The organism is Alteromonas sp. DY56-G5 (genome assembly GCF_041414725.1).
Classification (GTDB): Bacteria; Pseudomonadota; Gammaproteobacteria; order Enterobacterales; family Alteromonadaceae; genus Alteromonas; species Alteromonas macleodii.
Window position 1 is genome coordinate 67858 of sequence record NZ_JANHZQ010000009.1, and the last position, 18494, is coordinate 86351.

An 18494-nucleotide genomic window follows, 5' to 3' on the forward strand; every position below is an offset into this window, starting at 1 on the left:
AGAAAACTGATGCACTTTAGGTGAATCACACAAGGTCAAACGTTCTAACTTTTAGACTTTCATTTAGCTGTTTTCAATCAACAATTAGCAGTAATTTCACTTTTTACATTGACCATTTCATAGGCACTCAGTAGCCTGAGAGAGAAAATAACAAATTGGACCACATGTTCGTAGTATGGAATGGAACTTTGAAACGCTAAGTCTGCTATCAATTCCTTTAATTAGCGCTATTGTTGGATGGCTAACCAACTATCTGGCGGTAAAAATGATGTTTTACCCCATTGAGTTTGTTGGTATTAAGCCTTTCTTAGGGTGGCAGGGACTCATTCCTGCGAAGCGCCGCCAAATGGCCGAGATTGAGGTTGAGCTAGTGCTAGGCAAACTGCTTAGTGTTGAAGAGTTAGCACAGCGTTTAGACGCAGACGAGCTCACTAAAGCAATTGAGCGGCGTTTAAGTCAAGTTATTCGCAAAGTCGTTAACGATGTAATGGCAGAATCTGCGCCTCAACTTTGGGCTGCGTTACCTGTACAGGGCAAAAATTTAGTCTATCAACGCATCGAAAACGACATTCCTAATGTGGTTCATAAAATGGTGGACGACTTTCAGCACAATGTCTCAGAAATTTTAGATATTAAAGAGCTGGTGGTAGAGCAGCTGGTGAATGCGCCCGAGCTCGTTAATGAAATTTTCTTAACGGCAGGCAGCAAAGAGTTTCCGTTTATTGTGCGTTCCGGCTTCTATTTTGGCTTTTTGTTTGGTTTGCCCACCATGCTACTTTGGTATTTCTACCAAGCATGGTGGATTCTACCGTTAGGTGGACTGCTTGTGGGTTATGCCACTAATTGGATTGCTATCAAAATCATATTCGAACCCAAACGCCCAAGAAAACTGGGGCCTATTACTATTCAAGGTATGTTTTTAAAGCGCCAAAAAGAAGTGTCCGAAGTCTATTCAAACATTATTGAAGAAAAGCTTATAACGCCTAAAAACATCACCCATGTAATCTTGCATGGTTCAGGCTCAGCCCAGCTTTTAGAACTCATTGAGCTTCATGTCAACGACGCTATTGAACGCTATGTTGCTATAGCGCAACCGTATTTTGCGTTGGGTGTGGGGTCAGAAAATTACCATAAAATGAAGGCACTAGCGGTGCGTCAGATATTTGATAATTCTGATAAGTATCTGCTTTATGCGTTTGATTACGCTAATAATGCTATGCAGATTGGGCACGATTTAAGTGAGCGCATGCAGGCGTTAAGTGTTGAAGAATTTGAAGGCGTTTTGCGCCCAGCTTATCAACAGGATGAGTGGAAGCTCATCGTAACCGGCGCTATTCTAGGTATGGTAGCTGGTATTGCTCAACTCTATCTGGTGTTTATGTAGCGTGTTTCACGAATAAAAAATTAACGCACTGGGTTGGCAAAGGATTGATCTAAATTATGAAAACCGCGCAGAAAATACTACTCACCGCGCTAACCTTATTTAATGAGCACGGCGAAAACACCGTTACCAGTGTTGATATCGCTATTGAGCTGGATATTAGTCCGGGGAATCTCTACTACCACTTTAAAGGAAAGGACAGCCTGGTTAACGCGTTGATGAAAATGCATGAGCAGCAGATGCAGAAGATACTAAGCCGAGAAAAGCTCGATACACTTCATCCTGAAGAAATTATGTATTACCTATATTTGCTTATAGATAGTATTCATGTATTTCGCTTTTTCTACCGTAGCCCGGCTGACTTAGCAGAAAAATATCCCAGTATCGTGCGCCCTAGACAGCACATATTGTCTAGCTTGAATAAGCAATTAGCGTTTCTTTTTGAGTCACTATCGAAACGAGACATTCTTATTGCCTCAAAGGCAGACAGGGCACTTATGGTGGATTTAATGTCCTTAATCATCACACAGTCTTGTCAATTTGATGAATTAAACAGCCATATGGATAGTACGATGCAGCGCTATCATGCCTTGTCGCTAATGATGGTAAGCGTATTGCCAAGGTTGGCACTGTCCGATGAACAAAAACAGCAGTTAGAACAGATGCTCGACTCTCATGACTTTATGAGAGATGCCTCAACCCCGTCACCCCTCGACTTCGCGTAAAGGAATAGTAATGGCAAAAACGCTCAGTTTCTTAGATAAGTCATTTTGGATAACCGAATCAGACGAGAATCCAAAACACGTAGCTTGCTTGCAGCTACTTGCCATACCTAAAGGGGCAAAAAGTACCGAATATGTCCCTCAATTATTCCAGGAAATAAGAAGCTTTGCCCGTGCTACTTCTCCCTTCAACTGTGCGGTAAAAACGGTATTGGGGTACCCGGTGGGGTTTGCGCCGGTAAAAAAGCTCAACATGGATTATCACGTTCAAATTCATCGTGTGGCTGATGTTACAAACCGCGAAGCACTCGATGCGTTCGTAGCAAGATTACATGCTTCGCGGTTAGATCCCGACAAGCCCCTTTGGCAATACCATTTCATCTTTGATGACAACAGCGAGACGTTTGCTATTTATGCGCGGGTTCATCATATGTATGGCGATGGGGCAACCTTAGTGCGCTGGTTCCAAGCGGGATATGTATCAAACTCTCACGAGACTAAGTTCACACCAGTATGGGCAGTAAAACGACTGCGCCATAAGCGCAGAGAGCCTGTGAGCTTTTACAAGCGCTTAGTGGGAGTGGGTTACGCGCTTAAAACCGCGCTTGATTTGCTAATTATCTTTATTCGTATATTCATGAAAGTGCTGCGAGTGAACCCACACTATATGCCTATTCCTTTCACTGGTACGAAAACAGTGCTGACTGGACAAGTGAAAGCGGGAAGGGCTGTGGCTACCATGGACTTAGACTTTAAGCGTGTGAAAGCCCTGGCAAGGCGAACGCGCTCTACGGCAAACGAGGTATTACTATGTGCCTTCGATATTGGCGTACATAAACTGCTGCAAGACCACGGGCAAGTATTTAAAAAAGCCTTGTTCACCAATATGCCAATCAACTTGCGTAAACCCGGCGAGAAAACCACGGGTAATAAGATAGCTATTGTGCCGGTGCAGCTTGCTCACGGCGAAACTGATCCTTATTTACGTTTGCGCCAAATCGTAGTGAATCACCGCATTGTAAAACATGCAGCGCAGCACGCGCGGCCCGCAGCATTTAGCGGCTATACCATTGTGATTCAATCGCTTGCACTGGTCTTTGAGTGGTTAAGGCTATCTAGCGTAGTCAAACCCATTGCCAACATCTTAATCTCCAATGTACCTGGGCCAAAAGATACGCGGTATCTAAAAGATGCAGAGCTTCAGGCTTGTTACCCCATTTCTACCATGACGCCTGGTGGCGGGGTAAATATTACGCTTATGACATATGCAGGCACGGCAAATGTGGGATTAGTGTGCTGCAATAAGAATATTGAATCGCTACAGCCGTTAGCGCGCTACGTCAAAGAGGCGTTCGATATGCTAGAAGCAAGTGTGGACGATCCCAGGTTAAACATCGACGATATTGGTGAACAGGTGGATACCGTCCCTGTTTCTATTGTGTCAGATCACTAGCGTGCATTGTTCCAAACAGTAAGCGTAGTCATTCAATGAGATAGAAGCGCAGTACGTCATCTTCTACACGCACGTTTTGTCCAGCTTTTGAGAACAAAACCTCGCGCCAATGGTCGTTGCGCATGGTATGGCTTAAGTCTTCCTGCTTAATTTGCTTTTTAATGGCGTTGTTAATGAGAGGGATGTGGTAGTCCAACACTGCTTGTTTCGAGCCAGATAAATAGACCTTTAGATAGTCTGCAGCCATATCGGATGTGCCGGCGCTAAACAGTGATAACGCTGATTTTAAAGAGCCACCAAGCAAAGAATTAACGCTTTTGGGGAAGAGTCGCGACATCAGAAATTGCGTGTCTTTAATCAACGCGTAATCATCGTTAACTAAGGTGACGCTGTCAGTGGCGACGCCTGTCAAATAGAGTGTACTCATATTTTTGTCGTAATAGGGTGAAGCTGACACGGTAAATACAACATGAGCGCGATAAATAGTCGTGGTGGCAACCACAATATTTAGCGCAGCGAGGCACTGCAGACCAATACGGTTGCTTTCACTATCTAGCGTGATGTTTCCTTCAAGCACGGTAACCGTGCCAGTTCCCATGGGGATATCGAAAGTGAATGAGTAAGGAAAGCTGCCTTTTACGAGGTCATGAAGCTCTGATTTCGTGAAGTCGTCGTGCGTCAGCTTGCCCCATTTCACAAGCCATTGTGCAAGGTAGACTTTACATTTGTCTTTAAACGATAGGTTTTTGGTCAACGTTCATTCTTAGCCTAAATCTACTAGGCGGTGGCTTGTTGTTAGTTTTTTCAGAGTAGGGGCTACTTCGATATAGCACTTAAGTTATCAGGATTATTAGATTTTTTAAATCTTACAATTTAAGTCTTTTCTTGGCGAAGTGTTGTTTGGTAATCTGGTCGTACCACAACGTTTTTTTAACATTTAATAGTCTTGCCCTCAAGGAGTTGGCGAAATGAGCGAAGTACTGAGCAAATACGATTACATTATTGTAGGCGGCGGTTCTGCGGGCGCGGTGCTTGCCACCCGTTTATCAGAAAACCCCGCGTTAGATATTTTGCTATTAGAGGCTGGCTCAAAGGACACTAATCCGCTTATTCATATCCCGTTTGGGTTGTCTTTACTCAGTAGATTTGAGGGGATTGGCTGGGGTTATCACACAGCACCCCAAAAAGAGATGTATGACAGAGAACTGTTCTGGCCCCGCGGTAAAACCTTGGGCGGCAGCAGTTCGGTTAATGCGATGTGTTATATTCGCGGGCAAAAAGAAGACTACGACCGCTGGGCTAATGAAGAAGGGGCTGAAGGTTGGTCGTTTGATGATGTACTGCCTTATTTCAAACGCTCTGAGAACTTTGAAGAAGGTGCTGATGAATACCACGGCACAGGCGGCCCACTCAATGTTAGCAAGCTTAGGCATACCAGCGTGCTGTCAAACGCATTTGTCAACTCAGCGTCGATGGCAGGCTATCAACAGCTCGACGACTTTAACCGAGACGACAGGGAAGGGTTAGGGTATTACCATGTTACACAGGCCAACGGGCAACGCTGTTCAACGGCGAAGGGGTATTTAACGCAGGCCAAGCATCGCAACAATTTAACTGTACTTACTAGAGTCGCAGCCGAAAAAGTGCTGTTAAAAGAGGGGCGTGCGATTGGCGTTCAGGTACGTGAAAAAGGCGTAGTAAATCGCTATTTTGCTAAAAGCGAAGTTATCCTGTGTGGCGGCGCGATTAATTCACCACAACTTCTTATGCTTTCGGGTATAGGACCCAGAGCAGAGCTAGAAGAAAAGGGGATTTTTGTTCAGCAAGATTTGCCTGGTGTGGGTCAAAACTTACAAGACCATCTTGATGCAATTGTACAATATACTTGTAAAGCGAGAGAGGGCTATGCCGTGGCGTTAGGGGCCTTGCCTTCCTACGTAAAAGCCACCGCAGACTATGCGTTTAGGCGCAAAGGTATTTTCTCGTCCAACATTGCCGAAGCAGGTGGCTTTGTTAGCTCAAGCTTAGCGACACAAGGTCCAGACATCCAGTTTCACTTTCTACCGGCAATTTTAAACGACCATGGAAGACAGTTAGCTTTTGGTTACGGTTATGGCCTTCACGTATGCTGTCTATACCCCAAAAGTCGCGGCACTATTTCGCTTCAAAGCAACCATCCTGCTGATCAAGCCCTTATTGACCCCAATTATTTGACTGCAGAGGAAGATCAGCAAGTCATGATTGAAGGTGTGCGCATTGCCCGTAAGCTGCTATCTGCACCAGACTTCGACAAGTTCCAAGGCAGTGAACTATATCCTGGGGTAGAAGCACAAACAGATGAAGAAATTTTAGAGTTTTTACGTGAGCGTGCTGAAACCATCTATCACCCAATTGGTACCTGTAAAATGGGCAGTAATGACGATGAGATGGCAGTGGTTGATACCCAATTGCGGGTAAGAGGTATAGCAGGTCTTAGAGTGGTAGATGCTTCTGTGATGCCCAGCCTAATTGGCGGCAATACCAATGCGCCCACCGTCATGATTGCTGAACGTGCTGCTGAGTTTATTAAAGCGACGCACGAAGGCCAGCCAGTATCTATGGCTAAAGCGGAATCAGCGTAAATAAAAAAGTGCTACGAGCGAGTCTTCGTCTCGCTCTGGCAATTCATCCGTTCTAAGCATCCATTTGCTTTTGCATAAACAAATCTGCTGCACAATCACACATTTCCTCGATATGACTGCTGTCAGCGTAGATACCATCAATGAGCAATCGTGCAATCCCGTGTAACGTGCCCCAGGTAACCTGTGCGAGTCTCAGCGCATCCTGATTATTCGGGAGAAGCCCTTTATCTTGCCAATAGCGCGTCATCGTCACTTGAAACTGAAAGCAGGGAAATGCAACCTCTTTCAGATCGTTGGTCGCCACTTGGCTTTGCCAAATTGTGCGACCAAACATCAATTCGTACATCTCTGGGTTGTCGGCAGCGTAGCCAATGTATTCGTGCACAAATTCGCGGAAACGTGCCTGCGGTGTTTTGTCTTCTTGTTCGAAGATTCGTTTAGCTGCGGTATGCCAATCGCTAAAGCCTTTGGCTGCAATGGCGCTTAAAAGCGCACTCTTGTCTTTAAAGTGGTGATAGGGCGCAGTACGTGACACTCCGGCATCTTCTGCCAGCTTTCTGAGAGATAAACTATCAACGCCGTATTCAGACAGACGCGCCGTTGCCGCCTCTATCAGTGCGCTGCGCAAGTCGCCGTGATGGTAGCTTTGTACTGCATTAGCCATAAACCCGATGTTTCCATTTTCAAATTGAGACGAATAGATAACGTTTTATCTTGACACTGTCAACATAGCCTTTTATCTTGACGCTGTCTAGTTTGCAAATTTGTTAACAGGAACAGCCCAAGGAGACAGCGCAAACCATGAAGTACTCTACATTAGAAGTAAAACAAGAGGGTCATATTGCCCACGTAGTACTAAACCGCCCCGACGCAATGAATAGCATGATCCCAGAGTTCTGGACCGAATTGCCAGCGGCTATTCGTGAAATAGACGATGAAGGCAACGCCCGTGTCATTGTTATTTCATCAACGGGTAAGCATTTCTCTGCCGGTATGGACTTATCGGTGTTCCTGAATATGAAAGAAGACTTTAAGGGCGACCCGTCGCGCAGAGCAGAGCGTATGCGCCGTATGGTGATGTTGCTTCAAGATAGCTTTACCGCCATAGAGCAGGCACGTATGCCGGTTATTGGTGCCGTGCAGGGCGGGGCAATTGGTGGTGCAGTAGATTTGCTTAGTGCATGTGACATGCGCTATTGCACACAAGACGCCTTTTTCACCATAAAAGAAACCCAGTTAGGTATGACGGCGGACGTAGGTACACTTCAGCGACTTCCAAAACTCATTCCCATTGGCATAGTTAAAGAACTGGCTTATACCGGGCGCAACTTTGGTGCCGCAGAAGCGCAGCAACTTGGCTTTGTGAATCAAGTATTCGATGACCAAACTGCCATGCTAGACGCGGTAATGAAAATAGCTCAGCAGATTGCAATGAATTCGCCGTTAGCAGTTTCAGGCACTAAGACTATGATTAACTACGCGGTAGAACACACGGTGGCAGAGAGCTTGACCTATATGGCCACATGGCAAGCGGGCATGTTCCAAATGGAAGATGTGTTTAAAGCCATGGAAGCACAGAAAACCAAAACGCTGCCGGAATATCCGCCATTACACCAAGCCATTAAGAAAATGAATTCGTAAGTGAATGTAATTCGTTGAATTACATAGCGCCTTCAGAGAATGAGCGCATTAGATAAGAATATTTAAACAGGCTTTTTAACGGCTTTTACCAAGCCAAAACGACTTTCAGGAATGTATCATGAATCAGACCGTTACCGATCATCCCGTTTACCCTCATTTATTTCGTCCTTTAGACTTAGGCTTCACTACCCTAAAGAACCGCGTGCTCATGGGTTCTATGCACACGGGCTTAGAGGAATTACCCGACGGCCATAAACGTATGGCGGCATTTTATGGTGAACGTGCCAGAGGTGGCGTAGGGCTTATCGTTACAGGTGGTATAGGACCAAACGAAGAGGGCGCTACCCATCCGTCAACGTTTCGTTTAGATACAGACGAAGCGGTGAAAAACCACAAAGAAGTGACTGACGCGGTGCACATTGCTGGCGGTAAAATCTGTATGCAAATTCTGCACACGGGGCGCTATGCGTATAGCCCTAAGCTTGTTGCACCTTCTGCGGTACAAGCGCCTATTAATCCGTTTAAGCCCAAGGCACTTGAAGCTGACGAGATTGAGAAGCAAGTTAAAGATTTCATTACAGCCGCAACTCAAGCCCAGCGCGCGGGTTATGATGGTGTTGAGATCATGGGGTCTGAAGGCTATTTCCTTAATCAGTTTATTGCAAAGCGCACAAACCACCGTGACGATCAGTGGGGGGGCGAATACGAGAATCGTATCCGTCTGCCTATTGAAGTGGTACGCCGCGTGCGCGAGGCGGTAGGTAAGAACTTCATCATTATTTATCGCTTATCGATGCTAGACCTGGTGGAAGGTGGCTCTACTTATGATGAAGTCGTGCAGCTTGGCAAAGAAATTGAAAAAGCCGGTGCAACTATTATTAACACCGGCATTGGTTGGCACGAAGCGCGTATTCCAACCATTGCCACTAAAGTACCGCGAGCGGCATTTACGTGGGTTACCGCAAAATTCAGAGAGGCGCTTTCAATTCCAGTGATCACATCGAACCGTATTAACACGCCTGAAGTTGCTGAAGAAGTGTTGTCTCGCGGCGATGCAGATATGGTGTCTATGGCACGTCCGTTCTTGGCAGACCCTGACTTCGTCCGCAAAGCCCAGCAAAATAAAGCCGACGAAATTAATACCTGTATTGGCTGCAACCAAGCATGCCTAGACCATGTCTTTAACGGCAAAATGACCAGCTGTTTGGTAAATCCACGAGCCTGTCACGAGCTTGAAATTAACATCAAGCCTGCAGAAACCAAAAAGCGTGTTGCAGTGGTAGGTGCGGGCCCAGCTGGATTAGCAGCGGCAGTGACTTCTGCCAAGCGCGGTCACGACGTGGTGATTTATGATGCATCTAGTGAAATTGGTGGTCAATTTAATATCGCCAAACAAATTCCAGGCAAAGAGGAGTTCTACGAAACGCTGCGTTATTTCAAGCGCCAAATTGAGCTTCATAAGAACATTACCCTTAAATTGAATACTTATGTTGATGCGGCTGCGCTAAACGACGAAGGTTTCGATGAAGTGATGATTGCGACGGGCATTAAGCCGCGTACGCCAGCGATTGAAGGCATTGAGCACGAAAAAGTGCTGACCTATATCGAAGTATTGAAAGAAAAGAAACCCGTTGGCAATAAGGTAGCCATTATCGGCGCTGGTGGAATTGGTTTTGATACCGCTGAGTACTTGTCTCATGGCAAAGAAACGCCAAGCCAAGATATTCCTGCATTTATGAAAGAGTGGGGTATTGACATGACCTTCTCTGCTCGCGCGGGCATCGAAGGCGTTAAGCCACAGCCTGAGCCATCGCCAAGAGAAATTTTCCTATTGCAGCGCAAGACAACCAAAGTTGGCGCAGGTTTAGGTAAAACAACGGGGTGGGCGCACAGAGTAGGCTTGCTGGCCAAAGGCGTGACCATGATCCCAGGTGTAAGTTACGATAAAATTGATGACGAAGGGCTACATATTACGGTTGATGGTAACAGCCAAATATTGCCGGTAGACAACATCATCATCTGTGCAGGCCAAGAGCCGATGCGTGATATCGTTGAAGGCTTAAACATGCCTTATCACTTAATTGGTGGTGCAGACGAAGCATTAGAGCTAGATGCAAAACGCGCCATCGATCAGGGTACGCGCGTGTGCGCTGCGGTTTAACGAGCTAGTAAACCCAACCTTGTTAGCATTATAAGCGCCTCATGAAGAGGCGCTTTTTTCTGTTTATATCAAAAGTGAACCTGTTGTGGCCTTTTGTAAAGACATAGACCTGTTATTATCGTTTTCTTTTTTTGAGATAAACATGGCATACAGCAGCACCCAAAACTTAGTTCAAGCAGTCACTAATTCCCCAGATACTATCGAATTTAACGACGTTATCACGCTCGTTGATAGCGCGTTTGTTTTCACGCCCACCGCTTTCACTAATGGTGACGTGAAAAACGAAGCCAATCAGAATAACGGCTCTTGCAAACTGCTCGCACTCGGTCAGCACTTAAACCTCAATCAAGCGCAAACGCTGGCCCTATTTGGACGTTTTTATCGAGAAGATGTACTTAATAACCCCAACGGCGACGACCATGCCAATATCCGCAACTTTATGGAAACGGGCCACGAAGGGGTGGTGTTTGAGACATTTCCTTTAGTTGAATTGCAAAATTAGTACATCGCGCTATAGAGGCTAAAAGGCGAGAGGCGCAAAGCACTCGCCCTTTCGCAGACTGCATTAATCTCGCTCTGTCAAAATCAACTCACTAGACTGGGGCATTATTGCAAAGTCAAACTGACCTAGAACGTTCATTCCCAACAATCCGTCGGCATCGGGTAGAGCGTCTTCGGGCAGCACGATGGCAGAAACATCGTTGAACTCGTAGCCAGCAAAGTAAAATCGGGGTATTTGTACCAGAGGGGCTTCAATGGTTCCTGACGCGGTTCTAATGTTGAAGTTACCAATGAACGTGAGGTTTCGCATACGGCCTAAACGCGCAAAGAGTCGCGATGATATTGCGGTGGTACTGGCACCCGTATCTAAAATCATGGTGGCTTTTTGGTTAAGCGCCTTTACATCAAGGCGATATTGATCGCCAATGCGCGCTAAGGCTACACGGGTTTGATAACGTGCGGCTTCAGCGCCTGTTGGCTCTATTTCACTTTCGCTAAGCGTGTTATCTGTGTCAGCAATATCGCGCATTTCATAGGCTTTATTGCGAATGATATTCGCGTCTCTGTCGTTTGATGGAAGGGCAGCAAGCACGTCTTCCATTAACGTAAGCTTTTGCTGATAAGCGTACGCTTCAGCCAAATTAAGGGTGTAGTGCCTAGCGTCAGGTATGCGTTGATACAGTGGCTCATTTAATCTGGCAACCAGTTCCCATTGTTCGTCTTGACTTAACTGCGTCTGCGCCTGTTGATACAAAGTGGCAATTTTTGCGTCAATAAATGAGAGAGTTTCAGTTGAAAGAGGCAGTTCGGCCAAGTCGTAGTAGTGCACTATGGCCGTTGAAAGAGGCTTGGTTAACTCAATCAGTTCCCCCTCTAGCAACAACAGAGATTCGTTGAGCGGGTCATATTTTAAAAGGTTTGTTAATTCAGTGGCGAGCAACGCGTATTGCTCGTTATTGAGTAGGGTAGTCAGTGACTCTAATTGCTCTTGATTAACGAGTAATGAAGAGGTGCGTAGATCGTCAAGTGCGTTGGGTGCCGTTTTAGTGCCTGTCATAGGTGAAAAGTTGGCGGGAGAGCGTTCATTGTTGAAGGGCTCAGCTTTTTCGTTTACCTGAGTTTCATCCACCAACTGTGCTTGGGTTTCTAGCTGCTTGTCACTATCTAAACGGTGTTCATAACTGGCCTCTAGTGCATAAGCTTTATCATTGTGCTGCTTTAAACTAAGCCATAGGTAAACGTTTATGCCTAACGACACAATAAGGAAGAGCGAAAGCACTATCGCTAGCCACGTTTTCATTGCGCCACACACGCTTTGCCATAGATGTCCACGAATTGTTTAGGCATTCGCTTTGGGGCGCCAGTATCAAGGCTAACACATACGAATGTGGTCATAGCATCAAATACGGTTTTGTTTCGCTTTGGGCAGATAAATTGAAACTGGCGTTTCAAAGTAAGTTTGCTGTCGCAATGCACTATCCATGTAGCGCATTCTAACGTATCTCCAAGATGTGTTGGCAGGTGGTAGTTTAGCTCGTGGCGCTTAATGACCATGCCACGGTTAAGCGATTGATAATCGGCAAACTGCAAGCCAAGCGCGTTTGAATGGGCCCATGCTAGGCTTTCTAACTGCGACAGGTACGCCACATTATTAACGTGCTGATAGTGGTCGATGTGCGTATCATCAATATGCCACTGCTGCACATAGGGGGCGTCTAACATCCAATTAAGCGTTGGGGTGCTCAAATCTTTTCCTTACTCATATTTTTGCTTTGATCTACTCTGCTTCTTCACGTTCAGGCATTGTGCCTCATACCACAGGCAGGGGATTATCTTCAGGTAACGTTAAATCATCGCTTAACAATAATTGCATTATCGCTTTTTCTCTCACCAATACGGGGTCAATAAAGCTCTGCACGTCACCTATCGCTTTAAACGCATCAAACCCTCGTTCCAAAAATTCATGCAATGCGAGTAATCCTGCTAATTTAGCCGGACGACGGGACAGTGAAATTAACATACCTATACCACGAATTTTTATAACGTCGGCGAGTTGATCGCCCAAATGGGAAATTATGTCGATTTGATGCTTTCTATCCTCAATTCTGCCCACATTACGATACGCCAAAGCGTAGTTATCTCGGTTGATAGGTTCTCCGGGAAAATGGCTTTGTAAGTACTGAGCCATCGCCATATCCAAATCGAACGATAGTGCATTTAACGACAATGCGTCGTCCATAGCGTTCATAGCTTTGTCAGGCAGTACTTTTGCGAGTTTTGGAATGACTCGCACTAAATCAGCGTCCCGTTGGCTAAAATCTTTTGGCCCGTACAATTCATCTACAAAAAAAGCCATGGCTTTTTGGTAACGTTTTTGCTGTGCTAAATCGTCGTGTGTGACCAGTAAACGTTCGCATTGCCAGTGTTGCAATTGATGAATGATAGGCATTACACCCAACTGATTGACTAAGTCACGAAGGGCATTGACCCGATGAATATGTTTAATTATCTCTTGCGCCAAATGACAAACTCCCTGTTGAGATAGTGTGGCTAATTCGTTGTTGTAAACCTAGATTGACCTATGCAAGCGAGCCTTTCAAGTGAGAAGACAAAGTTTTACTGGTATACTCCACCGCCATTGAAATAGCTCTGTTATGTAGAATTTATTAGCCGCCATGAACATCGCAAGTCATCACGCATTGTTTGCCAAGACTGAAACTAGAAATACCGATACTAAAGGCTCAAACGTTGAAAGCCTAAAAAGTGAATATCCGGGCATGCACCGAGAAACGACTACGGGGTCGGATCACTCAGAAGCGGACGTTGATGTACCTGTGTTAATCGCGTTGTTTAATTCGACATTTGAAGATTTTAATACGCGCTTGGTTTTAGGTGATGACGAACCCATTTACATCCCAGCAGACAGCGCAACACCTTATCATCAAGTCGTGTTTGCTCATGGATTTTTTTCAAGCGCTTTGCATGAAATTGCGCACTGGTGTATTGCGGGTGAAAAGCGTCGACTATTAGAAGATTACGGTTACTGGTATTGCCCAGATGGCCGCGATGCATCACAGCAAGCTGACTTCGAAAAAGTAGAAATTAAGCCCCAGGCCATTGAGTGGGCGTTTACAGAAGCAGCAGGAAGAAAGTTTCAGGTAAGCACGGATAACTTAAACGGCGCTGAGCCCGACAGAGAAGGTTTTACGCGAAACGTAGCCGCACAGCTTGAACGCTATAAATCTGAGGGCTTTCCGCCTCGGGCTGAACAATTTATTAATGCGCTGTCATCTGCGTTTGGTAAAGGTAAGTCGTCTGGTTCATGTAGCAGCATAATAAATAGCACGGTAACAGACACGTCAAAAAATACGCTAACAGCAAATTGGGTGGCGGGATAGGAGTAGATGCCGAATGAATCATACTGATCTTAGCCAATCAACGTTTGATAACAAACCCAAATTCAAATTGGGTGTTGTGGTAAACCCCTTTGCCGGCATAGGCGGAGCACTCGCGCTTAAAGGCAGCGACGGTGCAGAAATTCGCGAAAAAGCACTGGCTATGGGAGCAGAGAAAAAAGCCAACGAAAAAATGGCGAAAGCGCTCAGCATTCTAGAAGCCTTATCTGGGCGATTTACCGTCGTGACAGCATCGGGCGATATGGGTGAAACAATCTGTGAATCTCTAGGTATTCCTTATGAGGTAATCTACACGGCTGATGCCGTGCAAACCGAGGGCGAAGATTCAGAGCGTGCAGCTAAAGCAATGGTGGACGCCAACGTCGACTTACTGCTTTTTGCCGGTGGCGACGGCACAGCCCGTAATATCTGTAGCGTAGTTGGCACACAGGTGCCCGTGCTAGGTGTGCCTGCAGGTTGCAAAATTCACTCTGGCGTTTACTGCGTGTCGCCGTCAGCGGCAGGGCAGGTAGTAAGTCAGATGATCGCAGGCGAGCTTGTGAGTGAAATGGACGCCGAAGTACGTGATATTGACGAAAACGCGTTTCGCGAGGGCAAAGTTATTGCCAAACACTATGGTGAAATGCGCGTACCCGCAGAGCTCACTTATGTTCAAGCAGTAAAAATGGGCGGGAAAGAGGACGAGGCCTTAGTGCTTGACGACATTACCGCTTATTTTGGTGAAATTATTGACGATGAGCCTGACACCTATTTTGTCATGGGATCCGGCTCTACTGTAGGTGCGGTCATGGACTTTCTTGGCCTAGAAAATACCTTGTTAGGTGTGGATGTGGTTAAACAAGGTGAGCTAATCGCAAGTGACGTTACTGCGAGCGAACTGATTGCGCTGACTCATGACAAGCCCACCAAAGTCATTTTGACGGTGATCGGTGGTCAGGGCCACATATTAGGTCGCGGAAATCAGCAGCTTAGCCCTGCTTTTATCCGTCAAATTGGCAAGCAGAATATGCTCGTTGTTGCCACTAAACAAAAACTACAGGCATTAAACGGTAAGCCGCTTCGCTTAGACTCAAGCGATGCAATGCTAGACGCTGAACTCGCAGGCGCGTTCACGGTTATCACTGGGTATAAAGATAAAGTACTTTGCCAAGCTGTTTAAAGACGTAGTTTGATACAACACGGCACATGTATAGCCATTAAAAAATGAGTTTATCTCGAACTAAGATTTGATATTTAAAAACAGGAAGGAGTAAGACGTGTTACCACCTGCTGCAGCACCAGAAAGTGTCGTTAACGCCATCGCAGATATTGAGGCATCGCTTGATGACGTGGTAAACCACGGTAGTGATGACGAATTGTTTATAGCCAGCTACTTGCAAGGCCACTTTGCAGTAGAGGCTCGCCAGTTAGAAATGCAAGAAGATGCTACGGTTGCGATGCTTAATGATAATATGCTCGAGAGCCTTAATAGCGCATTCGCCAACAACGAATTAGAAAGTGAAGACGCTAAACAAGTTAAAGCGCTTTGGGCACGGCTAGTCGCAATATAATTGCGACTTTCTTCCTTACTTTTCCCCTATCAATTTTTCTTCGTTCGTCGTTTATCCTCTCTTTTACAATCCGTTACAGTTTTCTGCATCGTAACTCTTTATAAACTACCAAATTGATTTATGTTTAGTATTGGCGTAAAGCCGTTTTGTGGTGCCTGGCACATTTTGGTGTTCAGCACAGATAATAAGATTAAGGATGACGAAATGACTGTACTTAAGCATCTCACCAAGCGCTTAAAAGTAAGTGTAGGTGTGCTGGCAGTAAGTAGTACGCTGGTTGGCTCAGCGTTTGCTAAAAACGATATCAATATCGACTACGAAAAGTTCACTACCGATAATGGGTTAACGGTAATTGTTCATGAAGACCGCAAGGCCCCAGTGGTTGCCGTTGCGGTTTGGTATAAGGTGGGTTCAAAAGACGAACCAAACGGCAAATCAGGGTTTGCGCACCTATTTGAACACTTAATGTTTAACGGCACGGAGAACTATGACGATGAATGGTTTGGGCCGTTACAAGAAGCTGGGGCAACAGGATTAAACGGTACCACAAACTTTGACCGTACTAACTATTTCCAAACCGTTCCGACACCTGCACTAGATCGTATTCTCTGGATGGAATCTGATCGCATGGGGCACTTGTTAGGTGCGGTGACACAAGAGAAATTAGACGAACAGCGTGGCGTTGTACAAAATGAAAAACGTCAGGGCGAAGACCAGCCTTACGGAAGCGTATTCACGCATATTTTTGAAGGCTTATTTCCCATAGGGCATCCTTACCATCATACGGTGATTGGCTCGATGGAAGATCTTAACTCCGCATCGTTAGACGACGTTAAAGGCTGGTTTAACCAATATTACGGACCGAATAACGCAATACTGGTGCTAAGCGGCGATATTAACGCAGAAGAAGCCAAACCTCTGGTTAACAAGTACTTCGCTGACATTGAGCCGGGCCCAGCACTGTCTAAGTGGGAAGCATGGGTACCAAAGCGTAGCGCAAACACTCGCGAAGTGATTCAAGACAAAGTACCTCAATCGCGCATTTACCGCCTTTGGGTTTCACCTGAAAATACCTCTTCAACCGCAACAGACTTGTTCATTGCCGCGAGTGTCATGGGCGATGGTAAAAACTCACGCCTTTACAAAGAATTGGTGTACGACCAACAAATTGCTACCAATGCCTCGGTGTTTAACTACGAGCTACAAATGGCGTCTATTTTTGGTGTGACGGTTGACGTAAAAGATGGCGTTGACGTTGCGACAGTGGAAAAAGAAATAGATAAAGTCATTAGCGAGTTTTTGCGTAAAGGTCCAAGCAAAGACGAAGTTAAATTGGTGTCGACTAAGCGACGTGCTTCAATTATTCGCGGGCTTGAAGAGGTTGGGGGCTTTGGCGGTAAAGCCGATACGCTTGCTAGTGGTGAGTTCATTGCTGGCGACCCTAACTACTTCAAAACTGAATTGAGTGAGCTAGGACAGGCTACTCCTAAAGGGGTTAAAGCGGCTGCGAATAAATGGCTAAAAGAAGGGTGGCATCAAATCACGGTTGTTCCGTTTATTGAGCACACAGCATCTACCGAAGGCGTTGACCGCAGCTCTGGCTTGCCTTCAATCGATGCAGAGACTCAACTGAGCTTTCCTGAGGTGACAGAAACTACGCTTTCTAACGGTGTAAAGGTAGTATTTGCAAAACGCTCTACGGTTCCATTGGTGAATGTTGCGGTGCAATTCGACGCAGGTTACGCTGCTGATGCGGGTGGCAAGTTAGGACTTGCGAGCTTCACCACACAGATGCTTGACGAAGGCGCGGGAAAATATGACGCGCTGGAGCTTGCGGCAGAGCTTGAGCAGTTGGGTACTGATTTAAACGCCGGCTCAAACCTAGATACCACCACAGTTACCATGTCAATGTTAACAGAGAACATGGAGCCTTCTTTGGCGCTGATGGGGGATATCTTGAAATCACCAACGTTCAAAGAGGAAGAGATTGAACGTCAACGAGCGCTTATATTAAGTAATATTGCACAGCAAAAAACGCGCCCTGTAAGTATTGCGCTTACGTTACTTCCGCCTCTTATTTATGGTGAAGGCCATGCGTACGGTATTCCGTTTACCGGTACCGGAACTGAACAAGACGTACAAGCGATTACGCGAGATGACCTTGTTAACTTTAAAAATACGTGGCTACGCCCAGACAATGCGACAATTTTTGTTGTTGGCGACACCACGTTAGGTGCCATTAAACCCATGCTTGAGAAAGAGTTTGGCAAATGGAAGGTAGAAGGTAGCAAAGGTGCGAAGCAAATTGCTGAAGCGTCAATGCCTGAGCAAGGCCAAGCGATTATTATCGACCGCCCTGGTGCACAACAGTCACTTATTCTGGCTGCACATTTAGCGCCACCAACAGGGGCTGACAACAATATTGCAATTAATGCCATGAATTTAACCTTAGGTGGTGCTTTTACTGCTCGCGTTAATATGAACCTGCGTGAAGATAAAAGCTGGTCTTATGGCGCGTACACCTTCCTGCAAGATGCTAGGGGACAGCGCCCGTTTATGGTTTATGCGCCGGTGCAAACCGATAAAACAGGTCCATCACTGCTTGAGCTTAAGAAAGAGCTTAACGCTTACTTAGGTGAAAAGCCGCCAATGGCGAATGAACTTGAAAGGGCGCGGTTAGACGAAGTTCGCTCTTTGCCAGGTCAATTTGAGACGGCTAACGCGGTATTGTATAGCTTACTGTCGAGTGAAAGATTTAACAGACAATATAGCTACCCAGAGTCTTTGGTCGAGAAATACAACAGCTTGTCTTTAGACGATTTGAGTAACGCGGCGAAAGATGTGCTGCACCCAGAGAAATTAACCTGGATAATCATCGGAGATGCCGAGAAGATTAAAGCAGAAGTTGAAGCGGCTCAGCTCGGGCCCGTTAGCGTGCAAAGCATGAATTCACTGTAGTTGGTAAATAATTAACCAAGAGAAAAAGGGCCGATATCATTTTCGGCCCTTTTTTATGTGACAAATGCGTCTTTTGTAGAATAGATTGCG

At 45.9% G+C, this 18494-nt stretch carries 16 protein-coding genes; 11 read left to right on the top strand and 5 right to left on the bottom strand.

Annotation, left to right across the window (positions count from 1 at the left end; genetic code table 11):
- Positions 1–175: 175 nt before the first annotated feature.
- The 3 genes from NO989_RS06715 to NO989_RS06725 are packed head-to-tail and all read left to right on the top strand — an operon-like array spanning position 176 to position 3556.
- Positions 176–1384, top strand: coding sequence for a DUF445 domain-containing protein (locus tag NO989_RS06715; protein ID WP_014976916.1), 1209 nt, complete (start codon positions 176–178; stop codon positions 1382–1384).
- 56 nt (positions 1385–1440) lie between these two features.
- Positions 1441–2106 carry a TetR/AcrR family transcriptional regulator gene (locus NO989_RS06720; protein ID WP_014976915.1) on the top strand — a complete coding sequence of 222 codons (666 nt, stop codon included), beginning with the start codon at positions 1441–1443 and terminating at the stop codon, positions 2104–2106.
- A gap of 10 nt (positions 2107–2116) precedes the next feature.
- Positions 2117–3556, top strand: a complete 1440-nt coding sequence (locus NO989_RS06725) for a wax ester/triacylglycerol synthase domain-containing protein (protein WP_371342286.1) — start codon at positions 2117–2119, stop codon at positions 3554–3556.
- Positions 3557–3584: 28 nt separating this feature from the next.
- Here the strand turns inward: NO989_RS06725 and NO989_RS06730 are convergent, their stop codons facing one another.
- Positions 3585–4310, bottom strand: a complete 726-nt coding sequence (locus NO989_RS06730; RefSeq protein ID WP_014949987.1) for a DUF1439 domain-containing protein — start codon at positions 4308–4310, stop codon at positions 3585–3587.
- A gap of 214 nt (positions 4311–4524) precedes the next feature.
- Between NO989_RS06730 and NO989_RS06735 the strand changes: the two genes are divergently transcribed.
- Positions 4525–6177, top strand: coding sequence for a choline dehydrogenase (locus NO989_RS06735; RefSeq protein ID WP_348670459.1), 1653 nt, complete (start codon positions 4525–4527; stop codon positions 6175–6177).
- Positions 6178–6229: 52 nt separating this feature from the next.
- On the opposite strand, the gene NO989_RS06740 is transcribed toward NO989_RS06735, so the two are convergent.
- A complete protein-coding gene (locus NO989_RS06740) occupies positions 6230–6841 on the bottom strand; it encodes a TetR/AcrR family transcriptional regulator (protein WP_348670460.1) in 612 nt (203 codons plus the stop codon).
- Positions 6842–6978: 137 nt separating this feature from the next.
- Here NO989_RS06740 and NO989_RS06745 point away from each other — a divergent pair, with 137 nt between their 5' ends.
- The 3 genes from NO989_RS06745 (at position 6979) to NO989_RS06755 (ending at position 10481) form a co-directional block, all read left to right on the top strand.
- Positions 6979–7818 carry a crotonase/enoyl-CoA hydratase family protein gene (locus tag NO989_RS06745; RefSeq protein ID WP_371342287.1) on the top strand — a complete coding sequence of 280 codons (840 nt, stop codon included), beginning with the start codon at positions 6979–6981 and terminating at the stop codon, positions 7816–7818.
- A gap of 118 nt (positions 7819–7936) precedes the next feature.
- The gene (locus NO989_RS06750; protein ID WP_371342288.1) at positions 7937–9979 is read left to right on the top strand and encodes an FAD-dependent oxidoreductase; all 2043 of its coding nucleotides are present in this window, start codon (positions 7937–7939) and stop codon (positions 9977–9979) included.
- A 142-nt stretch (positions 9980–10121) separates the two neighbouring features.
- Positions 10122–10481: a HopJ type III effector protein gene (locus NO989_RS06755; protein ID WP_371342289.1), complete on the top strand. Its 360-nt coding sequence runs from the start codon at positions 10122–10124 to the stop codon at positions 10479–10481.
- A gap of 63 nt (positions 10482–10544) precedes the next feature.
- On the opposite strand, the gene NO989_RS06760 is transcribed toward NO989_RS06755, so the two are convergent.
- The 3 genes from NO989_RS06760 to NO989_RS06770 form a co-directional block, all read right to left on the bottom strand.
- Positions 10545–11780, bottom strand: coding sequence for a TIGR02281 family clan AA aspartic protease (locus NO989_RS06760; protein ID WP_371342290.1), 1236 nt, complete (start codon positions 11778–11780; stop codon positions 10545–10547).
- Positions 11777–12226, bottom strand: coding sequence for a thioesterase family protein (locus NO989_RS06765; protein ID WP_014976907.1), 450 nt, complete (start codon positions 12224–12226; stop codon positions 11777–11779). Before NO989_RS06765 ends, NO989_RS06760 begins: the two co-directional genes overlap by 4 nt.
- 64 nt (positions 12227–12290) lie before the next feature.
- The gene (locus tag NO989_RS06770) at positions 12291–13001 is read right to left on the bottom strand and encodes a hypothetical protein (RefSeq protein WP_371342291.1); all 711 of its coding nucleotides are present in this window, start codon (positions 12999–13001) and stop codon (positions 12291–12293) included.
- 154 nt (positions 13002–13155) lie between these two features.
- On the opposite strand from NO989_RS06770, the gene NO989_RS06775 reads away from it, so the two are divergent.
- The 4 genes from NO989_RS06775 to NO989_RS06790 all read left to right on the top strand — a co-directional run bounded on the left by NO989_RS06775 (position 13156) and on the right by NO989_RS06790 (position 18404).
- Entirely contained in the window at positions 13156–13878 is a 723-nt protein-coding gene (locus NO989_RS06775) for an elongation factor P hydroxylase (protein ID WP_371342292.1), read from the top strand.
- 13 nt (positions 13879–13891) lie between these two features.
- Entirely contained in the window at positions 13892–15055 is a 1164-nt protein-coding gene (locus NO989_RS06780) for an ATP-NAD kinase family protein (protein ID WP_371342293.1), read from the top strand.
- 97 nt (positions 15056–15152) lie between these two features.
- Positions 15153–15446, top strand: a complete 294-nt coding sequence (locus NO989_RS06785) for a YfcL family protein (RefSeq protein WP_252118688.1) — start codon at positions 15153–15155, stop codon at positions 15444–15446.
- 204 nt (positions 15447–15650) lie between these two features.
- Complete coding sequence (locus NO989_RS06790) at positions 15651–18404, top strand: M16 family metallopeptidase (RefSeq protein WP_371342294.1); 2754 nt, start codon at positions 15651–15653, stop codon at positions 18402–18404.
- Positions 18405–18494: the final 90 nt, after the last annotated feature.